The sequence below is a fragment of the Alsobacter metallidurans genome, assembly GCF_014636935.1.
Classification (GTDB): domain Bacteria; phylum Pseudomonadota; class Alphaproteobacteria; order Rhizobiales; family Beijerinckiaceae; genus Alsobacter; species Alsobacter metallidurans.
Window position 1 is genome coordinate 413,174 of the sequence record NZ_BMES01000001.1, and the last position, 13,899, is coordinate 427,072.

Annotated in this window: 11 protein-coding genes; 8 read left to right on the top strand and 3 right to left on the bottom strand. The window is 69.2% G+C overall.

The genetic code is table 11. The features are described 5' to 3' along the window. The first annotated feature begins 2 nt into the window (after window positions 1-2). On the top strand, window positions 3-791 hold the full coding sequence (locus IEV99_RS01795) for an alpha/beta fold hydrolase (RefSeq protein WP_188516017.1): 789 nt from the start codon (window positions 3-5) through the stop codon (window positions 789-791). 212 nt (window positions 792-1,003) lie between these two features. Here the strand turns inward: IEV99_RS01795 and IEV99_RS01800 are convergent, their stop codons facing one another. Next, window positions 1,004-1,438, bottom strand: coding sequence for a DUF983 domain-containing protein (locus tag IEV99_RS01800; RefSeq protein WP_188516018.1), 435 nt, complete (start codon window positions 1,436-1,438; stop codon window positions 1,004-1,006). Window positions 1,439-1,604: 166 nt separating this feature from the next. On the opposite strand from IEV99_RS01800, the gene IEV99_RS01805 reads away from it, so the two are divergent. From IEV99_RS01805 to IEV99_RS01815, 3 genes are all read left to right on the top strand, one after another. Further along, on the top strand, window positions 1,605-2,810 hold the full coding sequence (locus IEV99_RS01805) for an MFS transporter (RefSeq protein WP_188516019.1): 1,206 nt from the start codon (window positions 1,605-1,607) through the stop codon (window positions 2,808-2,810). A 260-nt stretch (window positions 2,811-3,070) separates the two neighbouring features. Continuing rightward, window positions 3,071-6,133: a DNA polymerase I gene (gene polA / locus IEV99_RS01810; RefSeq protein ID WP_188516020.1), complete on the top strand. Its 3,063-nt coding sequence runs from the start codon at window positions 3,071-3,073 to the stop codon at window positions 6,131-6,133. 172 nt (window positions 6,134-6,305) lie between these two features. Beyond that, a complete protein-coding gene (locus tag IEV99_RS01815) occupies window positions 6,306-6,656 on the top strand; it encodes a RidA family protein (protein WP_188516021.1) in 351 nt (116 codons plus the stop codon). 30 nt (window positions 6,657-6,686) lie between these two features. Here the strand turns inward: IEV99_RS01815 and IEV99_RS01820 are convergent, their stop codons facing one another. Continuing rightward, the gene (locus tag IEV99_RS01820) at window positions 6,687-7,451 is read right to left on the bottom strand and encodes an SDR family NAD(P)-dependent oxidoreductase (protein WP_188516022.1); all 765 of its coding nucleotides are present in this window, start codon (window positions 7,449-7,451) and stop codon (window positions 6,687-6,689) included. A 73-nt stretch (window positions 7,452-7,524) separates the two neighbouring features. Next, a complete protein-coding gene (locus IEV99_RS01825; RefSeq protein WP_188516023.1) occupies window positions 7,525-7,671 on the bottom strand; it encodes a hypothetical protein in 147 nt (48 codons plus the stop codon). Between the two features lie 57 nt (window positions 7,672-7,728). Between IEV99_RS01825 and IEV99_RS01830 the strand changes: the two genes are divergently transcribed. From IEV99_RS01830 to ggt, 4 genes are all read left to right on the top strand, one after another. Further along, window positions 7,729-8,811: a substrate-binding domain-containing protein gene (locus tag IEV99_RS01830; RefSeq protein ID WP_188516024.1), complete on the top strand. Its 1,083-nt coding sequence runs from the start codon at window positions 7,729-7,731 to the stop codon at window positions 8,809-8,811. Window positions 8,812-8,974: 163 nt separating this feature from the next. Further along, window positions 8,975-11,236, top strand: a complete 2,262-nt coding sequence (locus tag IEV99_RS01835; protein WP_188516025.1) for an ABC transporter permease — start codon at window positions 8,975-8,977, stop codon at window positions 11,234-11,236. 1 nt (window position 11,237) lies between these two features. Continuing rightward, a complete protein-coding gene (locus tag IEV99_RS01840) occupies window positions 11,238-12,011 on the top strand; it encodes an ATP-binding cassette domain-containing protein (protein WP_188516026.1) in 774 nt (257 codons plus the stop codon). A gap of 83 nt (window positions 12,012-12,094) precedes the next feature. Then, window positions 12,095-13,840, top strand: a complete 1,746-nt coding sequence (gene ggt, locus IEV99_RS01845) for a gamma-glutamyltransferase (protein WP_188516027.1) — start codon at window positions 12,095-12,097, stop codon at window positions 13,838-13,840. Window positions 13,841-13,899: the final 59 nt, after the last annotated feature.

Consider the following 13,899-nt stretch of genomic DNA (forward strand, 5'->3'; position numbering starts at 1 on the left):
CGATGCGCTTCACCGTCGACCACGAACCCGTGTTCGCCGCCACCGGCGGCAAGCCGTTCGACCCGGCGCTGCCCGCCGTGGTGTTCATCCATGGCGCGGGCATGGACCACACCGTCTGGGCGCTCCAGACCCGCTGGTTTGCGCATCATGGCCGTGCCGTTCTGGCCGTCGATTTGCCCGGCCACGGCGCCAGCGGCGGCGCGCCCCTGCGCACGGTCGAGGCCATGGCGGACTGGACGCTGCGCCTGCTGGACGCCGCCGGACTGCGCGAGGCGGCGCTCGTCGGCCACTCCATGGGCGGGCTGGTCGCGCTGCGCTGCGCCTTGCAGGCGCCGGAGCGCGTCCGCGCCATCGGGCTCGTCGGCACGGCCGGCGCGGCGCCGGTCTCGGCCGACCTGCTCGGGGCAGCGGAAGCCAACCAGCGCCGGGCGGTGGACATGGTGGCGCTCTGGAGCATGGGCGCCCGCGCCGCCATGGGAGGCTCGCCGATGCCCGGCCTCTGGATGCTGGGAGATGGAACCGCTCTCCTGGAGCGCGCCGCGCCCGGCGTTCTCCACGCCGATCTCGCGGCCTGCGACGCCTACCGGGATGGTCTCGCCGACGCCGCCCGCGTGCGCTGCCCGGCGATCCTGGCGCTCGGCGAGCGGGACATGATGACGCCGGCGAAAGCCGGCCGCGCGCTCGGCGCTGGAATCCCGGGCGCGACCACCGTGGTGGTCCCCAAGGCCGGCCACATGCTCATGGCCGAAGCGCCCGACGCCGTGCTGGATGCGCTCAAGACCGTGATGTGAGCGGCGCTAGCGCTCTATCCACTTCACAACGCCCCTCATCCTGAGGAGCAGGCCCCCTTGGGCCTGCGTCTCGAAGGACGAGGGACTTCAGGACGCTCAGAGGTGGAGCAAGCTGGAATCCCTCGTCCTTCGAGACGCATCGCCAAGGGGCGACGCTCCTCAGGATGAGGGGATCCTTCGGTAAACTCCTGGAGGGCGACGGGAACGATCTGTCACACTTTCTCCGCCGGCGGCGCTGTCGGCGCCGTTCCGGGCGGGGCCGCCTCGGGGCGCTCCTGTGGGGCCAATCGCCCTTGCTCGGCCTTGTAGAAATATTGCGAGCAGACCAGCCACCCCTTGATGGGCCGCAGCGGCAACACGCAGAGCGCCAGCAGCATGGGGAGCGACACCAGCAGGTGCCCCCACCACGGCGGCTGATAGGCGGAATCGTACCAGAGCGCGAAGCCCAGCACCGGGAAGCTCATGACGCTCATGGCGAAAAACGCCGGGCCATCGGCCGGGTCGGCGAAGTCGAAGTCGAGGCCGCAATGCTCGCAGCGCGGCGCCAGCTTCAGAAAGCCCGAGAACAGCTTGCCCTGGGCGCAGCGCGGACAGCGGCCGCGCAGGCCGGTCAGCACGGGATTGGGGAGCGCGGCGGCGCTGCTCATGGGTCAACTCCGGGGTCGGGCGGCCGGCGGAACCGGGCGCTGCAGACGAATGCGATGCGGGGCGGCGACGTTCCGCCCGCCATGCGCTGGAGGCGCTAACGCCCGTGGCGCAAACGTGGTTTGTAGCAACAAACGCAGTGAATGCGCCGATCGGGAGAAACTGTCCATGGCCGCGCTCGCGGTGCTGCTCTTCGCCTATGTGCTGAGCCAATTTTTCCGCGCCTTCCTGGCCATCGTGGCCTCGGATCTCACGCGTGAGCTCGGGCTCGACGCCGCCCAACTCGGCTCGTTGTCCGCCGTCTGGTTCGCCGCCTTCGCGTTCACGCAGTTTCCGGTCGGCGTCACGCTGGACCGCTTCGGCCCGCGCGGGACCATCGCGGGCTTCATGCTGCTCGCCGTGGCCGGCTCCGCCTGGTTCGCGGCGGCTGGCAGCTATGCGTCGCTGATCGTCGCGATGGCGCTGATCGGAGCCGGCTGCGCGCCCGTGCTGATGGGCAGCTTATACTATTTTGGCCGGGTCGCCCCGCCCGAGCGCTTCGCCATGATGGCGTCGATCACCATCGGGGTTGGCACCTTCGGCAACCTCCTGGGCGCGACACCGCTGGCGCTCGCGGTGGCGCGCTTCGGATGGCGGCCCAGCATCGCCGCCATCGCGGCCGTGACGCTGCTCGCCGCCGCCCTCGTGATGCTGGTGCTGCGCGACCCCCCGCAGGTGCGCCGCGAGGGTGAGCAGGCCGGCGTGCTGGCCGGGCTCGGCGAGATCGCCCGCATCCGGGCGCTGTGGCTCATGCTGCCGTTGATGCTGGTGAGCTATGCTGTCGTGATCGCGTTGCGCAGCCTCTGGATCGCGCCCTTTTTTGGCCAGGTGCACGGGTTCGACGCGGTGGAACGCGGCAATGCGGCGCTTGCGATGGGCGCTGCGCTCTCGCTCGGCGCCTTGTGCTATGGACCCTTCGAGCGCTGGATCGGCGGCCCCAAGTCCGCCACCCTGGCGGGCAGCGTCGTCACGGCGGCGACCCTGGCGGCGCTCGGCCTCGCGGGCCACGCAAGCGCCCTCGCCGCGGTGGCGCTCTATGTCGTTGTCGGCGCCATAGGGATGACCTACGGAATCCTGATGGCGCATGCGCGGCTGTTCTTTCCGCCGCATCTGCTCGGGCGAGGCGTCACGGCCATGAACTTCTTGTTCATTGGCGGCGCTGGCGTGGTGCAATGGTTGTCTGGCCAGTTCGTCCAGGCCCAAACCGTCGCGGGCGCGGCCCCGGCCGACACCTACGCCCACCTCCACCTCGCCTTCGGCCTCGCGCTTGCGCTGGCCACGGCCGCGTATGTGATGGCGCCAGCGCGGCCGGTTGCTTCAGTCGTAACCGCCTGATCGCGTCGCAGGCGCACCCTCCCTTTGAGGGGGAGGGTCTACGGCGGCAGGCCGGCGTGGTGGGGTGAAGCCGGGGACGAACGCAACTTCGACGAACCCGCACTAATGCGCTTCACGCCCGACGTCACCCCACCCCGGCCCTTCGGGCCGACCCTCCCCCTCAAGGGGAGGGTGGCGCTGCGCGCTTCCACGCTGGCGCGTCCACACCGGCGGCGTCTCGCCCTCTCGCCCGGCGGCGCGGCGGCGTGTAGAACAGGCGCATGACCGACGCCGCCGCCATCTCCCCCGAATCCCGCTCGCCCGTTCGCCCCATCCGCAAGGGCGACCACGTCTTCGTGGTGGACGGATCGTCCTATATTTTCAGGGCGTACCACGCCCTGCCGCCGCTGACCCGTAAGTCCGACGGACTGCCGATCGGGGCCGTGGCGGGCTTCTGCAACATGCTGTGGCGGCTCTTGCGCGACTCGGTCGCGGGCGAGAAGCCCACGCATCTGGCGGTGGTGTTCGACAAGTCGGCGTCGACGTTTCGCAACGAGCTCTACGACGCCTACAAGGCGCACCGGCCCGAGGCGCCCGAGGACCTGCGGCCGCAGTTCCGGCTGATCCGCGACGCCGTGCGGGCCTTCGACATTCCCTGCGTGGAGCAGGACGGCTTCGAGGCCGACGACATCATCGCCACCTATGCGCGCGTGGCCTGCGAGGCGGGCGCGACCACCACCATCGTGGCGTCCGACAAGGACCTTATGCAGCTCGTCGGCAACGGCGTGACCATGTACGACACCATGAAGGAGAAGCGCATCGGCCGCGACGAGGTGGTCGAGAAGTTCGGCGTCCAGCCCGAAAAGGTCGTCGAGGTGCAGGCGCTGATCGGCGACCCCGTCGACAACGTCCCGGGTGTGCCCGGCATTGGCGTGAAGACCGCCGCGCAGCTCATCACCGAGTTCGGCGATCTCGAGACGCTGTTGTCGCGTGTGCACGAGATCAAGCAGCCCAAGCGCCGTGAGGCCTTGGTTGAGAACGCCGACAAGGCCCGCCTGTCGCGCAAGCTTGTGCTGCTCGACAAGCACGTGCCGCTGGAGCGGCCGCTGGACACCATCGGGGTGCACGATCCCGACCCCAAGCGCCTCGTCGCATTCCTGAAGGCCATGGAGTTCGGCGCCGTCACGCGCCGCGTCTGCGAGGCCTACGGGCTGGATGCATCCGAGATCGACGCCGACCCGGAGCTCGCCGCCCCCGGCGCGGCGACCGGCTGGCACGGCGCGGCCGGCTTCACGCCTGCGCCCGCGGACGGCGACGCCGCCGCGCGACCCGCCCGCAGCGCCGCCATGGGCGCGCCGCAGACGCGCGCCGGCTCCTACAAGGGCGCGGAAAACACGGTCCCGGCGGCTCCCTCGGCGGCAGGCGACGCCGCCGGCCCAACGCCCGGCCACGTGGCGGGCGAGATCGCGGCCCGGATGCGCGCCATCCCGTTCGATCTCGCCTCCTACGAGACGGTGCGGACGACCGAGCGCCTCGACGCCTGGATCGCGCAAGCACGCGAGGTCGGCATGGTGGCGTTCGACACCGAGACCACCTCGCTCGACGCCATGCAGGCCGAGCTCGTCGGCTTCTCGCTCTGCACCGCGCCTGGCAAGGCCTGCTACATCCCGGTCGGCCACAAGGGCGAGGGCAAGGGCGACCTCTTCGGGGGCGCCGACCTGCTGCCGGACCAGCTGTCGCTGGCCGACGTGCTGGCGCGGCTCAAGCCGCTGGTGGAGGACCGGAGCGTCCTCAAGGTGGCGCAGAACTTCAAGTACGACTGGATGGTGCTCTGCCGCCACGGCATTCACGTCGCGCCGGCGGACGACACCATGCTGCTCTCCTATGTGCTGGACGCCGGCCGCGCCAACCACGGCATGGACGCGCTGGCCGAGAGCGTGCTCGGCCACACCTCGATCCAGTTCGGCCAGGTCGCCGGCAGCGGCAAGAGCTTCGTGGGCTTCGCCCGCGTGGCCATCGACAAGGCCACAGAATACGCCGCCGAGGACGCGGACGTCACCTTCCGGCTCTGGCAGGTGCTGAAGGCGCGCCTGCCCGCCGAGGGCATGACGACCGCCTACGAGACGCTGGAGCGCCCGCTCAGCACCGTGCTGGGCCGCATGGAGGAGCGCGGCATCTCGATCGACCGGCAGATGCTGTCGCGCCTCTCGGGCGAGTTCGCGCAGAAGATGGCCGGCCTGGAGGCCGAGATCCACGAGCTCGCCGGTGAGCCCTTCAACCTCGGCTCGCCCAAGCAGCTCGGCGACATCCTGTTCGGCAAGATGGGCCTGCCGGGCGCCAAGAAAACAGCCACGGGCGCGTGGTCCACGTCCGCCGGCGTGCTGGACGAACTGGCCGAGCAGGGCCATGAACTGCCGGCCCGCATCCTCAACTGGCGCCAGCTCTCCAAGCTGAAATCCACCTATACGGACGCGCTGCCGAGTTATGTGCACCCGCAGACGCATCGTGTACACACGTGCTTCTCGATGGCGTCCACGACGACGGGGCGGCTCTCCTCCTCCGAGCCCAACATCCAGAACATCCCGATCCGTACCGAGGAAGGCCGCAAGATCCGCGCCGCCTTCGTGTCGGCGCCGGGCACGAAGCTGGTGTCGGCCGACTACTCGCAGATCGAGCTACGCGTGCTCGCCCACGTGGCCGACATCCCGCAGCTGCGCCACGCCTTCGCGGAGGGCATCGACATCCACGCCCTCACGGCGTCCGAGATGTTCGGCGTGCCCGTGGAAGGCATGGACCCGATGGTCCGCCGCCGCGCCAAGGCGATCAACTTCGGCATCATCTACGGCATCTCGGCCTTCGGCCTCGCCAACCAGCTCGGCATTCCGCGCGAGGAGGCCGGCGCCTACATCAAGAAGTACTTCGAGCGTTTTCCGGGCATCAAGGACTACATGGAGGAGACGAAGCGCTTCGCCCGCTCCAATGGGTATGTGACGACCATCTTCGGCCGCCGCGCGCATTACCCGCAGATCAACTCCAAGAACCCGCAGGAGCGCGCCTTCATGGAGCGCGCCGCCATCAACGCGCCCATCCAGGGCTCGGCCGCCGACATCATCCGCCGCGCCATGGTGCGCATGGAGCCGGCGCTCGAAAAGGCGCGCGTCTCCGCCAAGATGCTGCTGCAGGTGCACGACGAACTCGTCTTCGAGGTGCCGGACGAGCTGCTCGAAAAGGCGATCCCGATCATCCGCAGCGTCATGGAGGACGCCCCGCACCCCGCAATCCAGCTCGCCGTCCCGCTGCAGGTGGACGCAAGGGCCGCGCACAACTGGGAGGAGGCGCACTAGCGCGCCAGCGCCTCGCCGTCATTGTGAGCCGGAGGCGAAGCAATCCAGACTAAAAGCCCGCCGTAGGGCTGGATTGCTTCGCTGCGCTCGCAAAGACGGGAGGGCGTCATGCCATCCCTTGCGCTCCCGCCCCCGCCGCCCTAATCCGGGGCTCCCCAACGGAGAACCCCCAATGAGCATCGAACGCATCGGTTGCGGCCCGCGCATGAGCGACGCCGTGGTGCACGGAAACACGGTCTATCTGGCCGGCCACGTGGCTGACGCCGCCAAGGGCAAGAGCGTCACCGAGCAGACGCGCGACATCCTGGCCCAGATCGACGAGACTCTGGCCGAGGCCGGCACGGACAAGACCAAGGTCCTCTCCGCCACCATCTATCTCGCCGACATTTCGACTTTCGCCGAGATGAACGCCGTGTGGGATTCCTGGGTCCCGCAGGGCAACACGCCCGCCCGCGCCACCGTGGAGGCGAAGCTCGCCGCCCCGGCCTACACGGTCGAGATCGTCATGGTGGCGGCGCGCTGAAGCGCCGCCCGAGCCAACAAAGGGCGGCGGCTACACCCAGCCGCCGTCCACCACATAGTGCTGGTTGGTGCAGGCGCCAGCCTCCTCCGAGGCCATGAACACCGTGAACTTGGCGAGGTCGTCCGGCACGAGCTTGCGCTTCAGGCACTGGCGCTCCATCAGCTCCTTCTCGCCCTCGGGCGTGAGCCACAGGTCGAGCTGCCGCTGCGTCATGATCCAGCCCGGCGCGATGGCGTTGACCCGGATGTTGTACTCGCCGAAGTCGCGCGCCAGCGAGCGCGTCAGGCCGATCACGCCGGACTTCGAGGCCGTGTAGGCGGCCATGCCGCCCTGTCCGACCATCCAGGACACCGAGCCGAAATTGATGATGGAGCCGGCCCGCGCCGCCTTCATGTCCTCCAGCACCGCTTGCGCGCAAAAGAACTGGTGGCGCAGGTTCACGGCGATGCGGCCGTCCCAATATTCGGGCGTCACGTCCTCCGTCTTGTGACGCTCGTCATGGGCGGCGTTGTTGACCAGCACGTTCACGGGTCCGAGCTTGGCGCGGATCGCCGCGATGGAGGCGCGCAGCGCCGCAATGTCCGTCAGGTCGCAATGCTCGAACGCGACCGTCGCGCCCTGGCCGGCGACATCGGCCGCCACCTTCTCGGAGGCCGGCTTGTTGATGTCGAGGAAGCCCACCTTGGCCTTCTGGCGCGCAAAGGCGCGCACGATGGCCTCGCCGATGCCGCTGCCGCCCCCGGTCACGACCACGACCTTGCCTTCGAGATCGGGGTAGATGGCTCCCTGCGCCATGATGTCCTCGCTGTTGCCCGGCCGCCCGGCGAGCGGCTTCTGGTTTGGCGCACATTGCCACAGCCCAACGGCGTTATCCAGCCGGAGCGCCACTGGTCGAGGCACGTACCTCAACCTGAAATTGCATGGCTTGAAAGCTGATTTGCGCGAGCAGTTCGGCGGACAAAGAGCGGCGCACGTCATCCTTGATTTTCGCCCACAGGCCGATACCGTTGCGCATGCCGCCGAGCCGGACGCCGCAAACGGCGCCGCGAGCGGCGCTTTGGAGGGCGTCCTCATGCCATTGTTTCTGCGCACGGCCGCGCTGGCCGCCGGGCTTTCATTGATCAGCATCGCCGCGCAGGCCCAGTCGGGCGCGCTTAACAAGGCGGTCGGCGGCTATTCGTTCGAGGACGCCGCCAAGGAGGCTCCCGGCACCAAGGATTTCAACTCCAAGGACGGCAAGCTCACTTTCGCGATCGTCACCCACACGGCCGGCAACGGCTTTTTCGATCCCACCTATGTGGGCGCGCAGGTGGCCGCCAAGGCGTTCGGGGTCAATCTGATCATGCTGGGCTCGGAAGCCCCGGTGGACGACATCCCGCGCGAGATCGCGATCCTCAACCAGATCGTGCAGGACCCGACCATCGACGGCGTCATCATGACGACCCCGCAGTCGGGCGCCTACAACGACCTCGTCAAGAAGCTGATGGAGCGCGGCATCCCGGTCGCGACCACCAACTCGTACGATCCCAACATCACCAACCGCAACGGCATCTCGCACACCGGCCAGGACGCCAGCGCGGCCGCGATCGGCGGCGAGGCGCTGGTGCAGTGCCTGGTGAAAAACAACGTGAAGGGCGGGACGATCATCTTCCCGAACACCACCACGCTGGGCAATGTCGAGGTCAACAACCGCATCACGGCCGCGTTCCAGGCCACCGTGAAGGCGCTGAACGCCGCCGGCAAGCTCAAGGACTTTAAGATCGACGCCGGCCCGCAGAACATCGGCATCGACGTCGACAAGGACAACATCGTCGGCTCGATCGTGACCCTGATCGAGAGCCGCAAGGACGTTGTCGGGGCCTTCGCGGCCAATGGCTTCGTCACGCCCGCGCTGGGCGACGCCATCAGCCAGGTCAGGAAGAACAACCAGGTTTGCGCCTTCGGCTTCGATCTCGGCCCCAAGCAGCAGGAGCAGATCCGCACCGGCGCGCTCACGGGCTCGCTCGGGCAGCAGCCGTTCCTGCAGGGCTTCTGGCCGGTGGCGCAGCTCTACCTGCAGATCGACCGCGGGATCGCGGCCGCCAACCTCGACACCCGCGCCCAGCTCGTCACCAAGGACACGGTCGACAAGATCGGCAAGCGCTTCGAGAACTGACGCACGCTGTTCGAGCCCCTCGCCGTCATTGCGAGGAGCGGAGCGACGAAGCAATCCAGACGCCGGGCGGGAGGCTCCGCGTCTTCTGACCCAGCATCGGCTGGATCGCTTCGCTGCTGCTCGCAATCACCGCGGGGACATGCCGCCATAGACGAGGGCCCTCATGACCAGCGTCGCCTCGGCCACTCCGGCCGCCGGCAGGCCGGCCTCCCTGCCGCTGCAGCTTGCGGGCGGCTGGGAGGTGGGCATCCTCGTGTTCATGGCGGCGCTGTACGGCGTCGGCGTCTTCATCAATCCCGGCTTCTTCGGCTCCACGGACGCAATCTCGTCCGTGCTGCGCGACACCGCCCGCTATGGCGTCATGGCGGTCGGCATGACCTTCGTGATCGTCAACAAGGAGCTCGACCTCTCGGTCGGCTCCATCCTGGGCCTCGTCGCGACAGTCTTCTCGATCCTCTACGCCCCCTCGCATCTTGATCTCGGCGCCGGCTGGGCGACCTTCGGCGCCGTGCTCACCGGGCTCACAATCGGTCTCATCAACGGCGTGCTGGTGACCCGCCTCAAGGTCCCGGCCTTTATCGCCACGCTCACCATGCTGTTCATTGGCCGGGGCTTCGTGCTGGGGCTCACGGGCGGCAAGACGGTGGCGTATGAGCGCAAGGCCGCGGCGGACGGCTGGTTCTTCGGCTGGGGCGAAACCAATGCGTTCGGCTTCAACAGCCAGATCCTGATCTTCGCCGTTGTCGCCCTCCTGGGCGCGCTGGCGCTGGCCAAGACCCGCATGGGCTTTGAGACCTATGCGGTGGGCGACAACGAGCAGGCGGCCTCCTATGCGGGCATCCCGACCCGCTGGGTGCGCATGCGCGCCTACCTGCTCTCGGCGCTCGGCGCCACGCTGGCCGGGCTCATGATCGTCGCGCAGGACAAGGGCATCACGTCGCAATATGGCGGCGGGGCCGAACTCGTCGTGATTGCGGCCGTGATCGTGGGCGGCGCTTCTATCGCGGGCGGGCGCGGCCGGGTCGTCGGCGCCTGCCTGGGCGCCGCGCTGGTGGTGCTGATCGACAAGGTCCTGCGCGAAGGCATCCCGATCACGCGCGAGATCGACGTCGGCGGGATCAAGATGGAGGTGCAGGCCTACGCGCAGTTGCCGCCCGGCGCGGTGCCGGCCTTCCTGGGTCTCATCCTGCTCGGCGCCGTGCTGATCGAGCCCTGGGCCATCAAGGGCGGCGGCGCGGCGCGCGTCTGGGCCTTGCTGCGCCGGCGCGCCGCCCCGCCCGCCGCCGACCGGGGCGAGGCCGCGATCGTGGGCGCGCAGACGCGCGGCGCCGGATCGGATGCGCGCGGCGTCGGGGCGACCGGCCTGCGCGCCTTCCTGGCGCGGCGGGACGCGGCCGCCATCCTGCTCACCGTGGGGCTGTGGCTGGTCGGGCTCTGGTTGCGGCCGGATTTCTGGGGCTCGCTCGACAACTCCTTCAATCTCCTGCTCGCCTTTACGGAGATTGCGCTGGTGAGCGTCGGCCTCACTTTCGTGCTCGCCAACGCGGACGTCGACCTTTCGGTCGGCTCCGTGCTGGCGCTCTCGGGCGCCATCGCGGCCTTTCTGATGAAGGAGCTCGGGGCCGACCCCGCCGTCGCGGTGCTGTGCGCTCTGGCCGGCGGCACGCTGTGCGGCGTCGTCAACGGCCTGCTCACGGTGCGCTTCGGGCTGCCGGCCTTCGTGGCCACGCTCGGGACCTTCTACATCGCCCGCGGTCTCGGGGCGTGGCTGGTCGCGGGACGCCAGCTTTCGGGCTTTTCCGAAAGCTTCAACCTGATGGGCCGCAACCTCTTCGAGGTGCTGGCCTGGGCCGGGGCCGCGCCGTCCTCCGGTCTCATGCTCGCCGTCGCCAAGGCCGTGAGCGTGCAGACGATCTTCCTGGGAGTCGTCGCGCTCGTCGCCGGCGTCGTGCTCGCCCGCACGGTGTGGGGCCAGATGATCTACGCGGTGGGCGGAAACGAGCGCGCGGCCCGCTATGCGGGCATCGACACCCGCGCGGTGCGGTTCTGGTCGCTCGTCTTCTCGGCGCTCTGCGCCTCGGCGGCCGGGGTGATCTACGTGGCCTATTATCGCTCGTTCAATCCGTCGGCCGGCCAGCTGCGCGAGCTTGACGGCATCGCGGCGGTGATCATCGGCGGCGGATCCATCTTCGGCGGCTTCGGCTCGGTGCTCGGCTCGCTCGCGGGGGCGGCCGCCATCACGCTCATCCGTTCGCTGCTGTCGCTGCAGCTCATCCTGGCCGATGGCTCCTCCTTCGTGATGCCGCAGCACTGGATGAACGTGTTCATCGGCCTCGTGCTGATCGGCGCCGTGGTGGGCGACATCTGGATCCGGCAGGAAAACATCCTGGCGCGCCTCGTGCGCCGGCGATCGGGAGTTTCGTGACATGGCGCCCGTGATCGAGATGCGCGGCATCCAGAAGCATTTCGGCGCAGTGCACGCGCTGCGCGACGTCAACTTCACGCTCGGACCGGGCGAGATCCTCGGCCTTGTCGGCGACAATTCGGCCGGCAAGTCCACGCTCATGAAGGTGATGACCGGCGCCTATGCGCGCGACGGCGGCGACGTGCTGGTGGACGGCGCGCCCACGCAGTTCCGCAGCCCGCAGGAGAGCCGCGACCGCGGGATCGAGATGATCTACCAGGACTTCGCGCTTTGCGGGAACATGGACGTCGGCCAGAACATCTTCCTTGGCCGCTGGCCGCGCCGCTTCGGCCTGTTCGTCGACCGGCCGCGCATGTACGCGGAGGCCAACGCCGTGCTGAAGCGCCTGAAGGTGGACGTCAACTCGGTGTTCCAGAAGGTCGAGAGCCTGTCGGGCGGACGGCAGCAATCCGTCGCCATCGCGCGCGCCATTTCGTTCAACCCGCGCGTGGTCATCTTCGACGAGCCCACCGCCAACCTGTCCGTGATGGCCACCGAGCGGCTGCTGGAGACCATGGCGGAGCTGAAGCGGCAGGGCGTCGCCCAGGTGATCATCTCCCACCGGCTCACCGACATCTTCGAGGTTGGCGACCGCGTGATGGTGCTGAAGCGCGGCGAGAACGTCGGCGACCGCTACGTGAAGCACACGACCGAGCGCGAGGTGCTGGAGCTCATCGTCTCCGGCGCGCCCGAAACCGCCCTGACGGCCGACGAGGCGCTCGCGAAGGCTGCGTGAGGGCACGAGGCCCCAACCCTTAATTGCGGGCTCTCACGCTCTGGCGCACCATGGCGGCCAAGAAGCCTCCGGAGGATCTACCAATGCGCGTCAAGCTGGCCGTTCTGGCCGTCCTTTTCTCGAGCGCGGCCTCGCTTGCCCAAACCGCGCCCCCGGCGCAGGCGCCTGCGCCCGAAGGCGCGACCGGACGTGCGGTGCGCACGACCCAGGAGGCCACGCGCTACATGGTGGCGGCCGCAAACCCGCTCGCCGCCGAGGCCGGGCGCGAGATGCTGCGGGCCGGCGGCAGTGCGGTGGACGCCGCAATCGCAGTGCAACTCGTGCTCAATCTCGTGGAGCCGCAGAGCTCAGGCATCGGCGGCGGCGCCTTCATGGTGCACTGGGACCAGAAGAACAACCGCGTCCTCACGCTCGACGGGCGTGAAATCGCCCCTGCGGCTGCGACGCCGGACCGCTTCATGGGCCCGGACGGCAAGCCGATGAAGTTCTACGACGCCGTGGTGGGCGGGCGCTCCGTGGGCGTGCCGGGCACGCCTCGCCTGCTGGCCGAGGCGCACAAGCGCTGGGGCAAGCTGCCCTGGCCCAAGCTGTTCGAGCCGGCGATCAGGCTCGCCGAAGGCGGCTTCGCGGTGTCGCCACGCCTCAACGGCCTGCTCGGGCAGGAGAAGTTCCTGGCCGCCAACCCGGCCGCTCGCGCGCTGTTCTACGACCAGGACGGCAAGCCGCTCGCGGTCGGGACGACGCTCAAGAACCCGGCCTTTGCGCAGACCCTGCACACCCTCGCCGACAAGGGCGTGGAGGCGTTTTACGCCGGCCCGATCGCCGACGACATCGTCGCGACCGTGAAAGGCCATCCGTCCAACCCGGGCGACATGACGCTGTCGGATCTCGCCGGCTACGCCGTGAAGGAACGCGAGCCGGTCTGCGGAAACTACCGCGTGTATCGCCTATGCGGCATGGGCCCGCCGAGCTCCGGCGCGGTCGCCGTGCAGCAGATGCTGGGCGTGCTCGAAGGGCAGCCCATGGCGCGCCTGCGTGGCGCGGAGGCCGCCCACTGGTTCGCCGAGGCCGGCCGCCTCGCCTTCGCGGACCGGGCCCTTTACCTCGGCGACCCCGCCTTCGTGAGCGTGCCCGTCGAAGGCCTGATCGACCCCGCCTATGTGAAGAGCCGCGCCGCCCTCGCCAACCCCGATCGCAGCATGGGCAAGGCCAAGGCCGGCGAGCCGCCGATGCGCAAGACCGACCTCCTGCTGGCTCCCTCGGACGGAATCGAGCACGGCACCAGCCACATCTCGGTGGTGGACGCCGACATGAACGCCGTGTCGATGACCACCACCATCGAGGACGGCTTCGGCTCGCGCCTGCTCACCAAGGGCGGGTTCCTGCTCAACAACGAGCTCACCGACTTCAATTTCGCCCCAATGGAGGACGGCAAGCCGGTGGCGAACCGCGTCGAGGCCGGCAAGCGGCCGCGCAGCTCCATGGCCCCCACCATCGTGTTCGACGCCTTCGGCCGGCTCTACGCCGTCACGGGCTCGCCCGGCGGCAGCCAGATCATCGGCTTTGTCGGCAAGACGCTGGTCGGCCTCCTGGACTGGAAGCTTGACCCGCAGGTCGCCGTGGACCTCCCCAACATGGGAAGCCGCAACGGCCCCACCGAGCTCGAGGCCGGCACGGAAGCCGAGGCCTGGAAGCCTGCTTTGGAAGCCAAGGGCCACGAGGTGAAACTGATCGAGATGACGTCCGGCATCCAGGCCATCGTGCTCACGCCCGGCGGCTTCCTGGGCGGCGCCGACTCCCGCCGCGAGGGCGTGGCGATCGGGGACTAGGGCGGGGCAGGTCTACGCCTCTCCGCCGTCATTGCGAGCGCAGCGAAGCAATCCAGGCG